The sequence below is a fragment of the Candidatus Aalborgicola defluviihabitans genome (assembly GCF_016705985.1).
Taxonomy (GTDB): Bacteria; Pseudomonadota; Gammaproteobacteria; order Burkholderiales; family Burkholderiaceae_C; genus Allorhodoferax; species Allorhodoferax defluviihabitans.
This window is the reverse complement of sequence record NZ_JADJKN010000024.1, coordinates 100477-118676: the sequence shown is the minus strand read 5'-3', so window position 1 is coordinate 118676 and position 18200 is coordinate 100477. Positions and strand designations below refer to the sequence as shown.

At 62.1% G+C, this 18200-nt stretch carries 19 protein-coding genes; 13 read left to right on the top strand and 6 right to left on the bottom strand.

The window, feature by feature from the left end; translation table 11 throughout:
• Positions 1–54: 54 nt before the first annotated feature.
• Together IPI80_RS19325 and trmL are read left to right on the top strand one after the other, a co-directional pair.
• A complete protein-coding gene (locus IPI80_RS19325; RefSeq protein ID WP_413862729.1) occupies positions 55–750 on the top strand; it encodes a ComF family protein in 696 nt (231 codons plus the stop codon).
• Between the two features lie 16 nt (positions 751–766).
• Positions 767–1231, top strand: a complete 465-nt coding sequence (gene trmL / locus IPI80_RS19320) for a tRNA (uridine(34)/cytosine(34)/5-carboxymethylaminomethyluridine(34)-2'-O)-methyltransferase TrmL (RefSeq protein ID WP_413862728.1) — start codon at positions 767–769, stop codon at positions 1229–1231.
• 7 nt (positions 1232–1238) lie between these two features.
• On the opposite strand, the gene IPI80_RS19315 is transcribed toward trmL, so the two are convergent.
• Together IPI80_RS19315 and IPI80_RS19310 are read right to left on the bottom strand one after the other, a co-directional pair.
• Positions 1239–1694: a MaoC family dehydratase gene (locus IPI80_RS19315; protein WP_413862727.1), complete on the bottom strand. Its 456-nt coding sequence runs from the start codon at positions 1692–1694 to the stop codon at positions 1239–1241.
• Between the two features lie 29 nt (positions 1695–1723).
• The gene (locus tag IPI80_RS19310; RefSeq protein ID WP_413862726.1) at positions 1724–2341 is read right to left on the bottom strand and encodes a division plane positioning ATPase MipZ; all 618 of its coding nucleotides are present in this window, start codon (positions 2339–2341) and stop codon (positions 1724–1726) included.
• Between the two features lie 64 nt (positions 2342–2405).
• On the opposite strand from IPI80_RS19310, the gene kefC reads away from it, so the two are divergent.
• Positions 2406–4217 (top strand): glutathione-regulated potassium-efflux system protein KefC, encoded by a 1812-nt coding sequence (gene kefC / locus IPI80_RS19305; protein ID WP_413862725.1) that lies wholly within the window; start codon positions 2406–2408, stop codon positions 4215–4217.
• Positions 4218–4223: 6 nt separating this feature from the next.
• Here the strand turns inward: kefC and IPI80_RS19300 are convergent, their stop codons facing one another.
• Entirely contained in the window at positions 4224–4835 is a 612-nt protein-coding gene (locus tag IPI80_RS19300; protein ID WP_413862724.1) for a hypothetical protein, read from the bottom strand.
• The gene (locus IPI80_RS19295) at positions 4832–5293 is read right to left on the bottom strand and encodes a hypothetical protein (protein WP_413862723.1); all 462 of its coding nucleotides are present in this window, start codon (positions 5291–5293) and stop codon (positions 4832–4834) included. Before IPI80_RS19295 ends, IPI80_RS19300 begins: the two co-directional genes overlap by 4 nt.
• Positions 5294–5452: 159 nt before the next feature.
• Between IPI80_RS19295 and IPI80_RS19290 the strand changes: the two genes are divergently transcribed.
• On the top strand, positions 5453–6367 hold the full coding sequence (locus IPI80_RS19290) for a polysaccharide pyruvyl transferase family protein (RefSeq protein WP_413862722.1): 915 nt from the start codon (positions 5453–5455) through the stop codon (positions 6365–6367).
• 12 nt (positions 6368–6379) lie between these two features.
• Here IPI80_RS19290 and IPI80_RS19285 read toward each other — a convergent pair whose 3' ends face one another.
• The gene (locus tag IPI80_RS19285; RefSeq protein WP_413862721.1) at positions 6380–7144 is read right to left on the bottom strand and encodes a sulfite exporter TauE/SafE family protein; all 765 of its coding nucleotides are present in this window, start codon (positions 7142–7144) and stop codon (positions 6380–6382) included.
• A 14-nt stretch (positions 7145–7158) separates the two neighbouring features.
• Here IPI80_RS19285 and IPI80_RS19280 point away from each other — a divergent pair, with 14 nt between their 5' ends.
• Positions 7159–7593 carry a DUF1841 family protein gene (locus tag IPI80_RS19280; RefSeq protein WP_413862720.1) on the top strand — a complete coding sequence of 145 codons (435 nt, stop codon included), beginning with the start codon at positions 7159–7161 and terminating at the stop codon, positions 7591–7593.
• Between the two features lie 10 nt (positions 7594–7603).
• A complete protein-coding gene (locus tag IPI80_RS19275; RefSeq protein WP_413862719.1) occupies positions 7604–8692 on the top strand; it encodes a serine hydrolase domain-containing protein in 1089 nt (362 codons plus the stop codon).
• Between the two features lie 38 nt (positions 8693–8730).
• Here the strand turns inward: IPI80_RS19275 and IPI80_RS19270 are convergent, their stop codons facing one another.
• Entirely contained in the window at positions 8731–9396 is a 666-nt protein-coding gene (locus IPI80_RS19270) for a c-type cytochrome (protein WP_413862718.1), read from the bottom strand.
• A gap of 133 nt (positions 9397–9529) precedes the next feature.
• Here IPI80_RS19270 and IPI80_RS19265 point away from each other — a divergent pair, with 133 nt between their 5' ends.
• The 7 genes from IPI80_RS19265 (at position 9530) to IPI80_RS19235 (ending at position 18180) form a co-directional block, all read left to right on the top strand.
• The gene (locus tag IPI80_RS19265) at positions 9530–10384 is read left to right on the top strand and encodes an AAA family ATPase (protein WP_413862717.1); all 855 of its coding nucleotides are present in this window, start codon (positions 9530–9532) and stop codon (positions 10382–10384) included.
• Positions 10385–10401: 17 nt separating this feature from the next.
• Entirely contained in the window at positions 10402–10626 is a 225-nt protein-coding gene (locus IPI80_RS19260) for a hypothetical protein (protein WP_413862716.1), read from the top strand.
• A gap of 6 nt (positions 10627–10632) precedes the next feature.
• Positions 10633–11226, top strand: coding sequence for a GNAT family N-acetyltransferase (locus IPI80_RS19255; protein ID WP_413862715.1), 594 nt, complete (start codon positions 10633–10635; stop codon positions 11224–11226).
• A 10-nt stretch (positions 11227–11236) separates the two neighbouring features.
• Complete coding sequence (locus IPI80_RS19250; protein WP_413862714.1) at positions 11237–12451, top strand: vWA domain-containing protein; 1215 nt, start codon at positions 11237–11239, stop codon at positions 12449–12451.
• The gene (locus tag IPI80_RS19245) at positions 12448–14289 is read left to right on the top strand and encodes an autotransporter assembly complex protein TamA (protein WP_413862713.1); all 1842 of its coding nucleotides are present in this window, start codon (positions 12448–12450) and stop codon (positions 14287–14289) included. The genes IPI80_RS19250 and IPI80_RS19245 overlap by 4 nt, the downstream gene beginning before the upstream one ends.
• Positions 14289–15332: a hypothetical protein gene (locus IPI80_RS19240; protein ID WP_413862712.1), complete on the top strand. Its 1044-nt coding sequence runs from the start codon at positions 14289–14291 to the stop codon at positions 15330–15332. The genes IPI80_RS19245 and IPI80_RS19240 overlap by 1 nt, the downstream gene beginning before the upstream one ends.
• Before the next feature lie 433 nt (positions 15333–15765).
• On the top strand, positions 15766–18180 hold the full coding sequence (locus tag IPI80_RS19235) for a translocation/assembly module TamB domain-containing protein (RefSeq protein ID WP_413863553.1): 2415 nt from the start codon (positions 15766–15768) through the stop codon (positions 18178–18180).
• The last annotated feature ends 20 nt before the right edge of the window (positions 18181–18200 follow it).

Genomic DNA, 18200 nt, shown 5'->3' with positions numbered 1-18200 from the left:
CGGCGTTGCGCGCGCAACGAAGTAGAAGGGGTTGCGTCCGAGTATATTGACCTGATGTTTCGCCAATTGCTTCAGGGGATTTCGCGGCGCCTGCCCAGCCAGTGCGCCGTTTGCCACGCCTGGCCTGCGCAGCCGATGTGCGAAGCCTGCGTTGCGGCGTTCGCGCAACCCGCCCACCGCTGCCGTACTTGCGCCCTGATCGTGCCAGACGGCGTGGGGCAATGCGGTGCCTGCATCACCCAACCGCCGCCATTGGACGCATGCCTGGCGGCTGTGTCGTATGCGTACCCTTGGTCCACCTTGATTGCCGACTTCAAGTTCCACCAGCAACCGGGGTGGGCGGCCAGCTTCGTACGGGTGCTGCGGGCCACTCCCTGGGTGGAGCCGGCGCTGGAGCGCGCTGACCTGGTGATTCCCATGCCGCTGTCGCGCCAGCGCCTGCAAGAGCGCGGCTACAACCAGGCATTGCTGCTGGCGCGCGCGCTTGAACCTGCCAAGTTGGTTTCTGGACTGCTGCTGCGGGTGCAGGACACGCCGCCACAGCGAACCCTGCCACGCAGCGAACGCCTGCGCAATGTACGCAACGCCTACGCACTGGAGCCAGAACGCGCCCAGCAGATCCGCGATCGAGCCGTACTGCTGGTGGACGATGTCATGACCAGCGGCGCCTCACTGCACGCAGCGGCACTGGTGCTGCGCCGTGCCGGCGCCGCCCACATCAGCGCACTGGTCTTCGCCCGAACAGAGTGAGCCGACAATAGCGACCATGTTCAATATCGTCCTGGTCGAGCCCGAAATTCCACCCAACACAGGTAACGTCATCCGATTGGCCGCCAATACCGGCTGCACACTGCACCTGGTCGAGCCGCTGGGCTTTTCCATGGATGACAAGCACATGCGCCGCGCCGGCCTGGATTACCACGAGTACGCAACCTTGCACCGCCACACCCACTGGCAGGCGTTTCTGGACGATCAGCGCCCTGCGCCGGATCGCATGTTTGCGCTGACCACCAAAGGCACGGGTAAGGTATTTGATGCCGCCTTTCAGCGGGGCGACTGGCTGGTGTTCGGGGCGGAAACGCGGGGACTATCAGACTCGGTGCGCGCGCACTTTGCGCCCCAGCGCTGTTTGAAGCTGCCCATGGTGGAGGGGCAACGCAGCCTCAACCTGTCCAACGCGGTGGCGGTCACCGTATTTGAGGCCTGGCGACAAAACGGCTTTCGGGAATAACGAACACTTAAGGGTAGTGGCGCGCAATGGATTCGGCCACGCACACGGGCTTGGTCGCACCTTCGCGTTCCACGGTGACTTCCCAGATCATTTGCATGCCGTTGTTGTCAATGGGGTCGCATGAGAGCAGTTTCATGTGGGCACGCAAGCGGCTGCCCACAGGGACCGGCGCCACAAAACGCACTTTGTTGAGACCGTAGTTCACACCCATGCGGACTTGCGCGATGTGCATCGAAGCCTCGAAAAAACGGGGCAACAGCGACAGCGTCAGAAAACCGTGCGCAATGGGTGCGCCAAAGGGTCCGGCCTTGGCTCGCTCCTCGTCCACGTGAATCCACTGATGGTCGCCGGTGGCCTCTGCAAACAGATTGACCTGTTCCTGGGTGATGGTGATCCAGTCGCTGGTGGCCACGACCTCGCCGATCAGGGGTGGCAGCTCGGATAGCAGTTGGAATGTTTTCATGGCCGCACTGTACGGCAGCCGCGCCGCACTCAGGTGTCAAGCCAGAGACACAGATTCTGCCACTGCGCCAGGTCCTTCTCCACCCGGCTGGTGGCCACATCAAAAAGGGTCAGCCCCCGCGCTGCCAGATGCACGTAGTTCTGGGTATCGCGCAGGTAGCCCAACACCGGAATGCCAAGCTGGTCAACAAACTCGTGCAAATGATCGGCAGCAATGGTGCGGGCATCGACCCGCATACCGACCAAGCCCATCTTGGTCTTGCCGGCATGCTTGTTCTGCAACAGCTCGTCCAAAAACGCGCGGGTAGCAAAAATATCAAATACGCTGGGCTGCAGCGGCACAACGATGTGGCTGGCCATCTTCATCACTTCGTTCAGGCGCTTGCCGTGCAGGCCGGCGGGCGTGTCCAGCACCACATGGGTTGTGCCTTTGGGCGGTTTGGCGATATGGTCGACGTCCGTCTCCCAAGTGGAAATTGGCCGCGCCGCCGCTGGGCGTAGACCCAGCCACAGGCGCGACGACTGCTGGCGGTCCACATCGCCGAGCATCACCGCATGCCCGCGGGACGCGAAATAGCCCGCAATATGCGTCGACAGGGTGGACTTGCCGACCCCCCCTTTGGGATTGGCAACAACTACGACTGGCATCCTGTTTCTCCCTCATCAGTTGAACACGGTGCGGGGCTGCATCAAAATTTGCTATGTTAGCGCCATGGAACACACCCCCACCTGGCTGACCAACAGCTTCATCTACCTGAGCGCCGCGGTCATCGCGGTACCCCTGAGCCGCTCTCTGGGCCTGGGCTCCATCATCGGCTATCTCGCAGCCGGCATTGCCATTGGGCCGTGGGGGCTGGGCCTGGTAACCAATGTGCAGGACATTCTGCATTTTGCCGAATTTGGTGTGGTGCTGATGCTGTTTATGGTGGGGCTGGAACTGGAACCCAAGCGCCTGTGGAGTCTGCGCCGCCCTATTTTTGGCTGGGGCAGCGCCCAGGTGCTGGGCTGTACGGCAGCGCTGTTTGCGCTGGCATTAGCGACGGGCGTGCCCTGGTCGATTGCACTGGTGGCCGCCCTGGGGCTGGCGCTCTCCAGCACGGCAATAGCCCTGCAGGTGATGGGCGAGCGCAACCTCCTGCCAACCAGCAGCGGCCAGGCCGGGTTTTCCATCCTGCTGTTTCAGGACGTTGCTGCCATCCCCATCCTCGCCCTGCTCCCCTTGTTGGGCCATGCCTCAGAGGCAAATCAGGGTCTAGCCCTCGCAGACATTACATGGGAAGCTATCAAAATAATAGTGGTCATCGCTGGTATCGTGCTTGGCGGGCGCTTGGCACTGCGCCCGCTGTTCCGCTGGATCGCGGGCAGCAAGACGCCAGAAATCTTCACGGCCGCTTCGCTATTGCTGGTGGTGGGCATTGCCGCACTGATGCAGGTCGTGGGCCTGTCCATGGCGCTGGGTGCCTTTCTGGCCGGTGTACTGCTGGCCGAGAGCGAATACCGGCGCGAGCTGGAAACCAATATCGAACCCTTCAAGGGCTTGCTGCTAGGCCTGTTCTTCATTGCCGTGGGTATGGGCGTGGACTTTGGCGTGCTGCGCCAGGCGCCTTGGCAGATGGCTGCCATAGTGGTTGGGTTTCTGGCGGTCAAGGCGATTGTGATTTACACCATGACGCGGCGTCTACAACTGCCTTTCCAGGAGCGCCCAGTGCTCACCCTGCTGCTCGCACAAGGAGGGGAGTTTGCGTTCGTCGTCTTTCAGGCTGCAGCCGGTGCCCAGGTGCTACCAGCGCAAACCGCCTCGCTGTTGATTGGGGCCGTGGCGGTATCCATGCTGGTAAGCCCCTTGCTGCTGGTAGCAATCGACCGGTTGCTGTTGCCGCGCTACGCCAATTGCGGTGTGCCAGTGCCAGAAGAGATATCCGAACCCCAGGATGCGCCCATCCTGATTGCGGGCTTTGGCCGCTATGGGCAAATCATTGCACGCCTGTTGCTGGCACAGGGCCTGCCCTGCACGGTGCTGGACCATGACGCCGAAATGATCGATGCCGCGCGCCGCTTTGGCTACCGCGTATTTTATGGCGACGCCACCCGGCTGGACCTGCTGCGCACGGCAGGAGCCGCCCGTGCCAAAGTCCTGGTGGTGGCAGTAGACGATGTGGCGCAGTCGCTGGCCATTGTGGACCTGGCCCGTGCACAGTTCCCCAACCTGCAAATTGTGGCCCGGGCCCGGGACGTCACACACTGGAACCAGTTACGCGACCGCGGCGTCATGCTGGTGCAGCGGGAGCTGTTTGAGTCCAGCCTCTTGAGCGCGCGCAGTGTGCTGGAATTGCTGGGGCAATCGGCTGCAATGGCAGAGCACGCTTCTCAGCGCTTTCGCCAGCACAACCTGGAACTGTTCGAACAACTGCACCCGTACTACAAGGACAGCGCCAAGATGATTTCGGTGGTCAAACAGGGGCGCCAACAGCTCGAAGAACAAATGGCGCGCGAAAGAGGCCAACAACCAGCCCAACCTACCTGACCCAACCTACTGCGGTGGCAATGGTGGTGGCAATGGTGGCAATGGTGGCGGTAGTGGCATTCCTGGCGGCGGCGGGGGTGGCGACCCCGGTGGTGGTGGTGGATACGACCCTGCCGGATAGGCCGGCGCCATAGGCGCTGGGGCAGCTTGGGGCATCACCACGACAGATGCCGGCTGGCGGTAATAGTGGCGCGACGACTGGTTATTCCTGGAGACCATGCACTGCTCGTAGGCGATGTCGTAACGCTGTTGCGCACTGCGCCCTTCGTCCGCGCTGTTACCGGCACCAATGGCCGTACCCATGAGCAAGCCGGTGGCGGCACCGGCGGCCGTGTTGTTGTACCGACGAGTGCTGGTGGCTGAACCAATGGCGGCGCCCAGCAACGTGCCCAGCACGGCAGAACCTACCGCAGCCTCACCACGGGTATCTGGCCCCAGCGACTGGCGCGCATAGCCTCGGCAATACTGGTCTTCAGCGGCAAATAGATCAAGCGGCTTGCCTGGCGCTGGCATGATGGCTACACGCGGCCCCTGGGGTGCCGACACGCAGCCCGCTAGCCCCGCAGTAACGCACAGGCCAGCCAGCACAACATTCCAACGTAATAAGGCGTGCTTCATTGCGCACCCTCCGCAGGGGTGGCGGGCACCGTTTGCCACCCGCCGGGGCAGGTGGCCACGTACGGGTAGTAGGCCCTGGAAGCGTCACAGTAGTACCAGAACTGGGGGGCCGGTGCCACCTGGGGTCCAGGCTGCGACTGCACCGGAGCTGGTACTTGGATCACAACGGGTGGTGGTGCCTGTTCCACCACAAACGGCGGCCGGTAGGGGTCTGGATAAGGATAGACCGGCTGCGGATACAAGTACCACGCCCCACCAGCCACCCACCACCAACCGATTCGCCCGCCATGCGAGCCATGGCGCCATGCACCAGAACGCCAATGGTTGCGGTCATAGCGGTCGAAGTGGCGAATATCACCGTGCCAGCCGCGGACATGGCGTTGTGCCATGGCACTTTGCGGCACTACCGCGCCCAATAAGGCCGCTGCAGCCAAAGCCCAGCCAACAATAGTTTTCATGCAATCACCTTCTTGAATCAATGCGTAGCGAACTGTGCCCACGTACCCGTCAACTTGTCAACGCCTGAACCGCAGTCTGGCTGACGCAGTGGCCAATCTTTACTTTGACTTCACAGACCGGAAACAGTTCCACCAAATCAGCGCTCCATACTGACCTGCATGAATATCAAATACTGCCCTATCGAAGGTGGCAACTTCGGTGACACCCTCAATACCATGGTTTGGGACCGGCTGTTTCCAGACCTGACACTCCACAAAGAAGACATGCTGGTGTACGGCATTGGCACCCTGCTCGACGGCCGCCATGACCAGTCGCGCAAAAAAATTGTGCTCGGCTCGGGAATCGGTGAGGCCCACGCCGCCATGCCCGACCCCAACTGGGATTTTCGCTGGGTTCGCGGCCCGTTGTCGGCCCAAGAGTTTGGACTCTCCCACGAACTGGCGCTGGGGGACCCCGCCGTGCTGTGGCCAGCCCTGCAAGCCGGCCGTGGCGGCACGCCGGACGGCCCGATTGGCTTGGTTCCGCACTACCGAACCTGGGACAGCTATGACTGGGTTCGGGTCGCAAACGACGCCGGCATGGTGGTCATCAACCCCCGCCAGTCTCCCGACGACGTAGTGGCGCAACTGCAGGGCTGCTCACGCGTCATGGCGGAATCGCTGCATGGCGCCATCTGCGCCGATGCCATGGCCATCCCCTGGGCGCCCTGCATCCTGGCACACCGTTTCAATGAATTCAAGTGGCGCGACTGGCTGGCCACTGTGAATCGGGATTTTTCACCCATGGTGGCGGATCGCCCCTTGGTGCGTTCCATCAGCAAGCCCAAGGCTCTGGCCAATCGACTGGCTCGGCTAGTGAAATACAAGGCGCACACGCGCCGTCCCTCTCTGCGGGCGGTTGCACCGGCCACACTGGCGGATGCACGCCAGGTATCACAGGCGCTGGCCCGCTATGCGCGCCAGGACTCGCACTTTGCCTGTAGCCGCCCGGCTGACGTGGACCGCCAACGTCAGCGCATGCTGGTGGCCTGCCACGCTTTTGCCAATGACTATGGCCTGCGCTTTACGCCCTGAGCTGCTGGCGCATCAGGCCAGCCCGTCCCACAGCAATTTGACACCGGTGAGGAACATGCCGGCGTACAGAAACCGGTAGAACAACACCTGGCTGATGCGACGCGCCATGCGCACACCCACCCATACGCCCAGCGGCGCCAGGGGCAGCAGCACCAGGGAGGTCAGCATGTTGCGGCTATCCAGCAGGCCCAGAAATCCATAAGGAATCCATTTGGCCAGATTCACTACAAAGAAGAAAAAAGCCATGGTGGCAGTGAACCGCACCGGCGACAGGCGCAGGGGAATGATGTAGGCGGTAATGGGCGGCCCGCCTGCATGCGCAATGAAGCTTGTAAAGCCGGAGGTGGTGGTCAGCAAGGCGCCCAGCCAGCGCGGTGGCGGCGCACTGTCGGGGCGCGGTGGGAACAGCAGGCGTTGCACCAAAAACAGCAGCGTAAAGCCCCCCACCATGGCGGCCACCGTATGGGCATCGAGCAGCTTGAACAACAACGCACCAATACCGATACCCAGCACACCAAACGGCAGCAAAAATTTCAGTAACACCGGGTCAAAGTCTTTGCGAAAGGCCGCTATACCCAAAATGTCCATGACCAGCAGCACCGGCATCAAAATGGCCGCCGCCTGCGGCACGGTAACTGCCAGTGCCATCATGGGCACAGCCAGAGAGCCAAATCCGGCGCCGAAGCCACTCTTGCTGACCCCTAGCAGCAACACGGCCGGAATGGAAACAGCATAAAAGTAGGGATCGGTGATGATGGCGGACGGCACGAACACCATGTTAACCTTGCACCATGTTCAGTCCGTCCCAAGCCGATGTTCGCCGTTTCTTTTGCTCAGTTTATGCCAAGGCCCTCGCCGGCAGTACGTTGGAAGCTATCGAAACAATAGCGTCCCAGTGGATGGATGAGCACCCCGAATACGCCACTGACTTTGCCGACGTGGACGCTGCCCTGACCAGCATGGGCACGGCAGATGAAGGCCGCACCAATCCGTTTTTACACCTCTCCATGCACCTGTCCATCAGCGAGCAGTGCAGCATCGACCAGCCGCGCGGCATCCGTCAGGCCGTGGAGTTACTCACCCACAAACGCAATTCCCTGCACCAGGCGCACCATGAAGTGATGGAATGCCTGGGCGAAATGCTGTGGGAAAGCCAGCAATCCGGCCGCCCACCCCAGGGCGACACCTACATTGCCTGCGTGCAGCGGCATGCCACGCGGGATTGAACCTGCCTCAATGTCGGACTTCGGGCTGGACTTCAGGCCGGTCGCCGACCTGATGCAGGTTGAAGCCCTGGCAGGTCGGTTTGCCGGCGTGGCGTTAGTGGCGCGAGGTGATCAAGTGCTGTTTGAACACGCCGCCGGTGATGCGCTGCGCTGGGCCAAACTGCCGATCTTGCGCAACACACGGTTTCAGCTCGCCAGCACCGGCAAGCTCTTCACCGTTGTGGCCATTGGGCAGCTCATTGAGCAAGGCCGCGTGGCGCTGGATGACGCGCTGACCCATTGGCTGCCTGAACACACCGCCCGCGCGGGGTGGGCCAAGGTGACTGTCCGCCACCTGCTGGCACACACCAGCGGCTTTGGCTCGTACTGGGGAGCTGAATTTGCGCTGCGCCGGACATCGCTCAAATCCGTGCAGGATTACTTTGCATTATTTCAGGACACGCCCTTGGCGTTCGAGCCCGGCAGCCGATTTGAGTACAGCAACGTCGCATTCATCCTGCTGGGTGCGATCATCGAGCAAGCCAGCGGGCAGGACTACTTTGCCTATGTTCAGCAGCACGTGTTCGACCCGGCTGGCATGGTCGATTCGGGTTTCTTCGAGGCCGATGAAGACACGCCCAATCTGGCCGTCGGCTACACCTTCCGCACCCTGCCAGACAGTGCGCGCGGCCAATTATCGGCCCGAACCCACACCCAACTCAAACCCTTCAAAGGCAACCCCGCCGGCGATAGCGTCAGCACCGCACCCGACTTGCTGCGCTTTGCACAGGCGCTGATGGCAGGCCGTCTGTTGCAACGGTCGACCTTTGACCTGTTTCGCCAGCCGATCAACGTGATGCCTGCGCCGCCAGGAGCCAAGACCCTGCAACGCATGGGCCTGGGACTGATAACCATCGACAGCACGCATGGACACCCGGTGGGCCACAACGGCGGGGCCGCCGGTACCACCACCTCTTTATTCATGGACCCTGATTCCGGCCTGATCGCCGTGCTTCTGGCGGCAGTGGACCAAGAGGAATGCACGCCGGTCAGTCGCGCCTTGACTGCCATCTGGCTGCACCATGACTTTAACCAGAGCCCCAATACAAAGAGCCGCTGAATCAGCGGCCCTTTGCGATGACGAATCGGCCGCTCAGGCTAGCGAAACTTGGCCTGTGGCACCGTCTTGAGCTCGCCGGGCAGGCTGCCGACGTAATCGGCCAGAACCTTGAGTTCGGCGTTGGAAAACTGCTTGGCAATGCCGCCCATAATGGCATTACCCCGGCCCACCATGGGGTTGTTTTCGGTCTTATAGGATTTGAGCGCGACAAACAGATAGTCGCTGTGCTGGCCTGCAATTTTGGGGTAGCTGGGGTCAATGGGCTGGCTGAAGCTTTCACCGTGGCAGGAGGTGCAGGCACCTTTGGCTACCAGTTCCATGGCCTTTGAAGAACCAGCAGCCGCCTTGCCGGGTGCTGCCGCGCCAGCTACGACGCCACTGGATTCATAGTAGGCTGCCACATCGGCGATGTCCTGATCCGTCAGTGAATCCGCAATACCGCGCATAGTGGGATGCTTGCGCTCGCCTTTTTTGTAGGCATGCAGGGCTGCGGCAATGTACTTGCCATCCTGGCCGGATATCTTGGGCACCTTGTGCACTTCGGGAAAGCTGGCCTGGTAGCCAACAATGCCATGGCAACCGATACACAAGTTAATTTTTTTCTCACCGGCTTGGGCATCGCCCTTGGTTTCCTGGGCATAGGCGGTCACAGTGGTCACCGAGGCGACAAGGGTAGCGAAAACAGTAAGCAACAGTTTGTTCATTTTGCAAGGACAATTGGGCATTGTTTGATGTAAGTCTAATTTTGATTATATAGATCGGCGCTTTGCGCCGGCCACAGCCACTAAGCTGTTTGTTTTACTCCCCCTCACTGTTTTGCTCAGCACACCCTTCACCATGAAATTCCACGGAACCAAGAATTACGTAGCCACCCAGGACCTGATGCTGTCGGTTAACGCATCCATCACGCTGCAACGCCCGCTCCTGGTCAAGGGCGAACCCGGCACGGGAAAGACCATGCTCGCCGAAGAAGTGGCCCAGGCGCTGAACATGCCTTTGCTACAGTGGCACATCAAATCCACCACCAAGGCACAGCAGGGTCTGTACGAATACGACGCGGTGAGCCGCCTGCGCGACTCGCAGCTCTCCGACATCGACGGCGGCGAACGCGTCAAGGACATCCACAACTACATCATCAAAGGCGTACTGTGGCAGGCCTTTACCGCCGAACAACCGGTAGCGCTGTTGATTGACGAAATCGACAAGGCCGACATTGAATTCCCCAACGACCTGTTGCGCGAAATCGACCGCATGGAGTTTTACTGCTACGAGACGCGCCAACTGATCAAGGCCCGGCACCGCCCGCTGGTGTTCATTACCTCCAATAACGAAAAGGAACTGCCCGACGCCTTTCTGCGCCGCTGCTTCTTCCACTACATCAAGTTCCCCGACGCTGCCACCATGCAGAGCATCGTGGACGTGCACTTTCCTGGTTTGAAGTCCGAGTTGCTCAGCGCCGCCATGAAAACTTTTTATGAAGTCCGCAACCTGCCCGGGCTGAAGAAAAAACCCTCTACCAGCGAACTATTGGATTGGCTGAAACTCTTGTTGTCCGAAGATATTCCGTTAGAGGCACTGCAAAGCAAGGACGACAAGATGGCCGTGCCACCACTGGTGGGCGCGCTGCTCAAGAACGAGCAAGACGTCACCTTGTTTGAAAAATTGATGTTCATGCAACGCCACAACCGTTAAGCCCTGACACTCGCACCATGAACAACAAATTGCTGCTCGAAGGCCTTTCCGACGCCATTGGCTTTTTGGGCGGCGCGCTGCTGGGTTATTGGGCCGGGCGCCTGCTGGGTCTGGACATTTTTGCCACCGGCTACAGCAACGCCAGCATTGGCGGCATTTTGCTGGTGGGCATTGGTGGCGGCTTGGGGCTGCAACTGGCCCGGCGCTGGCGTGCCGCCCAGGCACCGAAGAACAAGGATTGATAGACCATGGCTTTTGTTGAAACCATCACCCTGAGCGCACGCGGCGTAGAACTGGTGCCCCTGGCCCTGGCCCACGAAGCCGGTTTGCGCACAGCCGCCGCCGATGGCGAGCTGTGGAACATCCGCGTGACCTCGGTGCCCGAACCCGAGCAAACCCGCAGCTACATTGAAAGCGCCCTGGCCATGCGCGAAGCCGGTAACCGCTTTGCCTTTGCCGTGACCGATCAAGCCAGCGGCCAAGTGCTGGGTTGCACCAGTTACCACGACATCGTGCCGGCCGTAAAACGTGTGGAAATTGGCTGGACCTGGTACGCCAAGAGCAGCCAGCGCAGCCACGTCAACACCACTTGCAAACTGCTGCTGCTCACCCATGCATTTGAGACACTGGACTGCCACGTTGTGGGCTGGCGAACCGACAACTTCAACTTTGCCTCCCAAGCTGCCATTGAACGCCTGGGTGCAAAAAAGGATGGCGTACTGCGCGGCCACGCGCTGCGCCGCGACGGCACCATTCGCGACACGGTGATGTACAGCCTGCGCAGCGGCGAATGGCCCGACGTCAAGGCCCAGCTGCTGTACCTGTTGGACCGCCCCCGCTAGGGAACACGCCATGCTGCTGGATTTTTTCTACACGCTGCGCGCGGCCAAGCTGCCGGTTTCCGTGAGGGAATACCTGACCCTGCTCGAAGCCCTGCAAAAAGGCGTGGTCGGCCCCAAAGCCCCTCCTAGTGACGATGATTCCGAGCCCAGTGGCTACAAGATCGACGACTTTTATTACCTGAGCCGCACCACGCTGGTGAAGGACGAAAAGCACTACGACAAGTTCGACCGCGCTTTTGCCGCTTACTTCAAGGGCGTGGAGATGCTGGCCGACTTCACCAAGGACATTCCGCTGGAATGGCTGCGCAAAAGCCTGGAGCTCAACCTCAGCCCGGAAGAACTGGCCAAGATCCAGAAAATGGGCTGGGACGAATTGATGGAAACCATCAAGAAGCGCCTGGAAGAGCAAAAGGAGCGCCACCAGGGCGGCAGCAAGTGGATTGGCACAGGCGGCACCTCGCCCTTTGGTGCCTATGGCCAGAACCCGCAAGGCATCCGCATTGGGCAGGACAAAGGGCGCAACCGCAGTGCCGTGAAGGTATGGGACCAGCGCGCCTACCGCGACTACGACGACAGCCAGGAACTGGGCACGCGCAACATCAAGGTGGCGTTGCGCCGCCTGCGCAAGTTTGCCCGCGAAGGCCATGAGGACGAACTGGACCTGGACGAGACCATTAGCAAGACCGCAGCCAACGCCGGTTACCTCGACATCAAAATGCGGCCCGAACGCCACAACAATGTGAAGGTGCTGCTGCTGATGGACGTGGGCGGCACCATGGACGATCACATCCAGCGCGTGGAAGAACTCTTCAGCGCCACCAAGACCGAATTCAAGCATCTGGAGTTTTATTACTTCCACAACTGCGTCTATGACTTCATGTGGAAGAACAACCGCCGCCGTTTTGCTGAAAAGTTTGAAACCTGGGACATCATCCGCAAGTACAACAAGGACTACAAACTGATCTTTGTGGGCGACGCCACGATGAGCCCCTACGAAATTTTGCAGCCCGGCGGCAGCGTTGAATACAACAACGAGGAAGCCGGCGCCGAATGGCTGCAACGGCTGATTCACGCCTTCCCCAAGTTTGCCTGGATCAACCCCGAACCCCAGGGTGTGTGGCAATACCGCCAGAGCATCAGCGTGGTGCAGCAAATCGTGCACAACCGCATGTACCCGCTCACCCTCAAAGGCCTCGAGGAGGCCATGCGGCATTTAACTAAATGAAAGCTTTGTTGGCCGGGTTGATGGTCGCCATCGCCCCTGGCCTCCTGCTGGCGCAAGACCTGTCCGCCAATCCGGCCCAAACGGCCGCAACAGCCGCAACAGCGTCCGTCGCATTTGAACTCCACATAGAGGCCCCAGACGAGATTCGCACGCTGTTGGCCAACCATCTGGAGCTACTGCGTTACCGCGCGCTTACCGACCTGAGTGACAGCGAGCTGGCGCGTCTGCTGACAACCGCCGAGCAAGAGACCCGGGAGCTGGTTGGCACGCTGGGCTATTTCACCCCCTCCATCCGGTTTGACCAAGCAGCGCCTCGCGACAGCGCAACCACGCGCAAGGTAACGCTGACCGTGGTGCCCGGTGAGCCCACGCTGGTGGCCGATGTTCAGATGCAGTTCAGCGGCCCCATTCTTGCCGAGTCAGCGGCTGCGCCGCAGCGCCAGCAAATTGAAGACGACTGGTCGTTGCAGGCTGGCATGCGGTTCACCCAGGCGCGCTGGGACAGCGCCAAGCAGCAGGCCCTGCGCGAACTCACTGCACAGCGCTACCCAACTGGCCAACTGGCTCCCACACTGGCCGACATCGACCCCGTTACCCGCCTGGCGCACTTGGCCGTCACGGTGGATTCTGGCCCCGCTTACCAGCTGGGTGGCCTGGTCATCGAAGGGCTGAAGCGTTATGACGAAGAGCTGGTCACGCGGTTGGCGCGTCTGACGCCGGGTGCCATCTACGACCAGTCGGAAATGGTCAACGCACAGCAGCGCCTGACGGACAGCGGCTACTTCGATTCGGCCTTTGTCTCGCTCGACACTGCGGGCGATCCCACAGCGGCACCGGTACGGGTGCAATTGCGCGAGGCGCGCCTGCAAAAACTGGTGCTCGGTCTGGGGGCCAGCACCGATGGTGGCGCCCGCCTGTCCGTTGAACACACCCACCACAAAGTGCCGGGCATCGGCTGGCGCGCAGTCAGCAAGCTGATGCTGGACCGCGAGTCCCGCACCCTCGGGTCCGAACTCACCTCGCCGCCCGACGTCGACAACTGGCGCTGGATCACGTCGGCACAATTCCAGAACCAGGCGCTGGGCAGCTTTGACGTCAACAGCCAGACCCTGCGAGTTGGGCGCGGACAGATCGGAGACCGCATTGACCGCAATTACTACCTGCAGTACGAGCGGGCGGACACCGCCACCAGCGACCCCACCAAACCCTCAATAGCCCAGGCATTGAGCGCCAACTATGCATGGACCCTGCGCAATTTCAACAGCGCGGTCTTCCCCACCAAAGGCTGGGGGTTGGGTGTGCAGGTAGGCGGCGGCTCCACGCTGGGTAGCCAGAATGACCCGTATGGCCGCGTGATGGCGCGATGGATCGGTATTGCGCCACTGGGTGTTCAGGCAGACAGCACCCAGACCGCGCTGCGTGCCGGGCGCTTGGCGCTACGCGCAGAGGCGGGGGCCGTGCTCGCCAAAGACGGGGTCGCCTTGCCCAGCACCCAGCTGTTTCTGGCAGGCGGCGACAACAGTGTGCGCGGCTACGGCTACCGAAGCCTGGGCATCACACTGCCCGACGGGCAAACCACGGCCGGGCGTTACCTGGCCACGGGCAGCCTGGAGTGGCAACGCCCCATCATCTCCAACGGCCTCCTGACAGACTGGGAAAGCACAGTATTCATCGACGCAGGCGCGGTGGCTGACAGGCCTGCTGATTTGCGCGCCAAGGTGGGTGTTGGCGTTGGCGTGCGCTGGAAGAGTCCGGTGGGTCCACTGCAAATTGACCTGGCGTATGGCGTCGCGGTCGAACGCTTGCGCCTGCATGTGAACGTGGGTTTCAACTTTTGATGAAAGCACTGCGCATCACCCTTTACCTGATGGCCGCCACGCTGGTGTTGGCAGCGGCACTGGCAGCGGCCCTTTGGTCTTGGACCGGCACCGGTACATCCCTTGCAACCGCCCTGGGTCAGCTACAGCGTTGGCTGCCCGCAGGCCAGACCCTGGAAGCCAAAGAGGTCACCGGCTCGGTGCGCAGTGGCGGAAGTATTGGCTGGTTGCGCTGGCAGCAAGGGGATCTCAGCATCGAGCTGCGCGACATAACGGTTGCCTGGTCGCTGCGACCGCTTTTGGGCGGCGAACTCCGGCTGGGCCAGGTCAATGCCAAAACCCTCCACGTTGACGACCGCCGCGCGCCAAGTGAGCCGGATGCCCGTGTGCCGCCCACGGACCTGAGCTTGCCTTTGAAGGTGGATGTGCCGTTTTCCGTGGACACCGTGGAATGGACCGGGTCCATGTCGCTGAATGCCACCGAACTCTCTGGTCACTATGTTTTTGATAGTGACATCCATAGATTGGACGAGGGCCAGATACGTATTTCATCAGGAAACTACCAGGTAAAAGGCAGCTTGCAGGCACGCACGCCCATGGCGCTGACGGTCCAAGTTGACGGCGCCGTGCAAGCCACCCTGCCCTCCACCCAGAAGCCCTTGCTGGTCCAGGCGCACGCCACCCTCACCGGCCCACTGGCCGGGCGCGACGCCGCGCTGGAGCTACAGGCAGCGCTGGTGCCAGATCCACAGCCAACACACTCATCCTTCACCCGTCAACCAGCCGGCGATGCAGGCCCAAGTCAGCGCGCGCATCCAGCCCTGGCAGCCGCAGCCGGTAGCCGAGGCCCACGCACGCTGGCAGGCACTGGACCTGGCTGCGCTATGGCCGCAAGCACCGCAGACACGCTTGGCTGGCACCGCCACCGTCACCCCGGACGGCACAGGCTGGAAGGCTGCCATCCAGCTCAACAACACGCTCAGCGGCCCCTGGAACCAGCAACGCCTGCCACTGGAGAACCTGGTTGCCACGGTCACCTATGCCAAGAGTCAGTGGAGTATTGAGTCGCTAAAAGCCACGGGTGCCGGTGGCCACATCGAAGCCAAAGGGCAGCTCAGCACCACCGCCAACACCAGCGCCAGCGCAACGGGCTCCCCGGCGCCCGCCCAATGGAATGGCAGCGCCAGCGTTTACCGCATCAACCCCGCTGCGCTGGACTCACGGTTGGGCGAAGCCGTGTTGGACGGCCAGTTGACCGCGCAGGAGGTGCCGTCGGGCATCGCTTTCGAAGCAACCCTGCAAGCCGCCAAAGGCAAAGCCAATACCAACACGGCGGGCACCCCAGGCGGACAGCGCACGTTCAACGGCCTGCGGCTGAAGACGGTTCACGCACAAGGCCTATGGGAAGCGCCACTGCTAAAACTGGCAAAACTGAACGTACAGACCGATGACGCACAACTGCAAGGTCAGCTGACTTTTCACACGGTCACCCAGGCGATGGAAGGCCAACTCACGCTGCTTGTGCCCGGCGCCCAGTCAACCCTGGCAGGGCACCTGGCCAGCAACCGAGGCGAGGGCGATGTGCGCCTGACCGTAACCGACGCGGCACTCGCCTCGCGCTGGATCGCCCGCCTGCCGGGTGCACCCACCACACTGGGCCAAACGTCCGTTCAGGGCAACGCGGCATTCACGGGCCACTGGCAAGGCGGCTGGCAGAACCAGGGCGAAGCGCTGCGCATTCAGGCTGGCCTACGCGTGCCCAAGCTCGAACTGCGCACCGCCGGCCAGTCCGCTCCCCAAGCCCTTCAACTACGCGACTGGCAGGTGGACGCATCGGGCACCCTGCGTTCGCTGAGTCTGACCACCCGGGGCCAGGCAGAAACTGGCACCCAGCGCTTCAACCTGCAGGCGCAGGCCCACGGAGGGCGCCTGGGCGAAGGCGCCTGGCAAGCGTTGCTGGATACCGCCCAATTGACAGCGCAGGACCGCATGAAGCCTGGCACCTGGACCCTGCAGTTAAGCGACCCTGTCACGTTCAACAGCAAGCAAATCGGCACAACCCACACACTGCAGACGTCGGCAGGCTCTGCTCGCTTGAGCGGGCCGGTGCCGGGCTCTGCCTTGGTAAGCTGGCAACCCGCCCGCTGGTCCCAGCAAACGGCCAGTGGACGCCTTGGCGCGCGCACCGAATGGCGCACGCAGGGCCGCGTTGCGGACCTGCCGCTGGCCTGGCTGGATCTACTCGGTCAAACCCAGATGGCCAACCTGGGCTTGCGTGGCGACGTGTTGTTTGGTGGAGCATGGGACGCCACCAGCGCCGAAACCTTGCGCCTGCACGCCACGCTGGAACGCACCAGCGGCGACTTGTTGTTGCAGACCGAAGCGGGTGCCAGCAGCTTAGCCGCAGGGGTGCGCGAGGCACGTCTGGTGGTCACCGCCGAGGGCGACCAGCTAACCGCCAGCCTGCGCTGGGACAGCGAACGGGCCGGCAAGGCCCAGGCAGATTTCAACACCCGCCTGCAGCGCCAGGACAGCTCCTGGAACTGGCCCGCAGACGCAGCCGTGGGTGCCACCATCAAGGCGCAGTTGCCTCCCGTGGGAATCTGGTCTCTGCTCGCCCCGCCGGGTTGGCGACTGCGCGGCTCACTCGACGCCGACGCCGTGCTGTCGGGCACCCGCAATGCACCCCAATGGCGCGGCAACCTGGTGGCGCAGGATCTGGCCGTGCGCTCAGTGGTGGATGGACTGGATTTCAGCCAAGGGTCACTGCGCGCCACGCTAGACGGGCAGCGCCTGGACATTGACGACTTCACCCTGCTCGGTGCGGGCGGCGCCAACGGAGGCCTGCTCCGCGTCAAGGGCTCGGTCGTATGGGTACCTTCCACTGGCGGCGATACTGCAGCCAGCGCCAGTGCGTTACAGCACGTGCGCATGGAGCTGGATGCCACCGCCCTGGCTCTGCGCGTCAGCGCCCGGGCCGACCGCAACCTGGTGGTATCAGGCACGCTGACCGCGCGCCTGAATGACACCAAACTGGCCATTCGCGGCAACCTCAAGGCCGACCAGGCTCTCTTTATCCTGCCGGAAGACACCGCGCCCCGGTTGGGCGACGATGTGGTGGTGCGGGCACCCGCCGACCCACAGGCACCTGCGACAGTGGCCAAAACAACCGCCACAACCCCAGCAACCAAGAGCCCACGCGTGTTACCCGATGTGGCCATCACCCTGGACCTGGGGCCCAACTTTTTGGTGCGCGGTAGCGGACTTGTCACCCGGCTGGCTGGCAACCTGGAATTGCGCAGTGCCGGAGTCGACCTCACGCCCCGTCTCACCGGCGAGCTGGCCACGGTGGGTGGCACGTACCGGGCCTATGGCCAGCTGCTCAGCATTGAACAAGGCGTGCTCCGGTTTGCCGGCCCCTACAACAACCCGTATCTCGACATCCTGGCGATTCGTCCCAACCTGCAGCAACGCGTCGGGGTTCAGATCAGGGGAACGGCACGCTCGCCTGTGGCCCGGCTCTATGCCGAGCCCGACTTGCCCGATGCCGAAAAACTTTCGTGGCTGATTCTGGGACGCGCCGCCGCGAACGGCGGAGCAGAGACGGCCATGCTGCAACAGGCCGCACTGGCACTGCTGCGGGGCAATGGCAAGACCCCAACGGGAAGTCTGGGGGACGCCATCGGGCTGGATGAACTGTCCGTACGCGGCGGCGCCACCAGCGCCGACGCCACCACAGTGGTGCTGGGCAAGCGCCTGTCGCGTGATTTTTACGTGGCCTACGAACGCAGCCTGAGCGGCATCCTGGGCACGCTTTATATCTTTTATGACCTGTCGCGCCGCGTCACGGTCCGCGCCCAGACGGGCGAGCAAAGCGCCATCGACCTGATCTTTACGCTGCCCTACGATTGAGGCGGTGGCCCTTACAATGC

Coding starts and splice junctions, on each gene's coding strand:
- IPI80_RS19295 (WP_413862723.1), bottom strand. CDS start 5,293: ATGAAAACTATTGTTGGCTGGGCTTTGGCTGCAGCGGCCTTATTGGGC.
- IPI80_RS19245 (WP_413862713.1), top strand. CDS start 12,448: ATGAAAGCTTTGTTGGCCGGGTTGATGGTCGCCATCGCCCCTGGCCTC.
- IPI80_RS19315 (WP_413862727.1), bottom strand. CDS start 1,694: ATGAAAACATTCCAACTGCTATCCGAGCTGCCACCCCTGATCGGCGAG.
- kefC (WP_413862725.1), top strand. CDS start 2,406: ATGGAACACACCCCCACCTGGCTGACCAACAGCTTCATCTACCTGAGC.
- IPI80_RS19300 (WP_413862724.1), bottom strand. CDS start 4,835: ATGAAGCACGCCTTATTACGTTGGAATGTTGTGCTGGCTGGCCTGTGC.
- IPI80_RS19325 (WP_413862729.1), top strand. CDS start 55: ATGTTTCGCCAATTGCTTCAGGGGATTTCGCGGCGCCTGCCCAGCCAG.
- IPI80_RS19270 (WP_413862718.1), bottom strand. CDS start 9,396: ATGAACAAACTGTTGCTTACTGTTTTCGCTACCCTTGTCGCCTCGGTG.
- IPI80_RS19255 (WP_413862715.1), top strand. CDS start 10,633: ATGGCTTTTGTTGAAACCATCACCCTGAGCGCACGCGGCGTAGAACTG.
- IPI80_RS19240 (WP_413862712.1), top strand. CDS start 14,289: ATGAAAGCACTGCGCATCACCCTTTACCTGATGGCCGCCACGCTGGTG.
- IPI80_RS19280 (WP_413862720.1), top strand. CDS start 7,159: ATGTTCAGTCCGTCCCAAGCCGATGTTCGCCGTTTCTTTTGCTCAGTT.
- IPI80_RS19260 (WP_413862716.1), top strand. CDS start 10,402: ATGAACAACAAATTGCTGCTCGAAGGCCTTTCCGACGCCATTGGCTTT.
- IPI80_RS19290 (WP_413862722.1), top strand. CDS start 5,453: ATGAATATCAAATACTGCCCTATCGAAGGTGGCAACTTCGGTGACACC.
- IPI80_RS19310 (WP_413862726.1), bottom strand. CDS start 2,341: ATGCCAGTCGTAGTTGTTGCCAATCCCAAAGGGGGGGTCGGCAAGTCC.
- IPI80_RS19265 (WP_413862717.1), top strand. CDS start 9,530: ATGAAATTCCACGGAACCAAGAATTACGTAGCCACCCAGGACCTGATG.
- IPI80_RS19235 (WP_413863553.1), top strand. CDS start 15,766: ATGGAAGGCCAACTCACGCTGCTTGTGCCCGGCGCCCAGTCAACCCTG.
- trmL (WP_413862728.1), top strand. CDS start 767: ATGTTCAATATCGTCCTGGTCGAGCCCGAAATTCCACCCAACACAGGT.
- IPI80_RS19250 (WP_413862714.1), top strand. CDS start 11,237: ATGCTGCTGGATTTTTTCTACACGCTGCGCGCGGCCAAGCTGCCGGTT.
- IPI80_RS19275 (WP_413862719.1), top strand. CDS start 7,604: ATGTCGGACTTCGGGCTGGACTTCAGGCCGGTCGCCGACCTGATGCAG.
- IPI80_RS19285 (WP_413862721.1), bottom strand. CDS start 7,144: ATGGTGTTCGTGCCGTCCGCCATCATCACCGATCCCTACTTTTATGCT.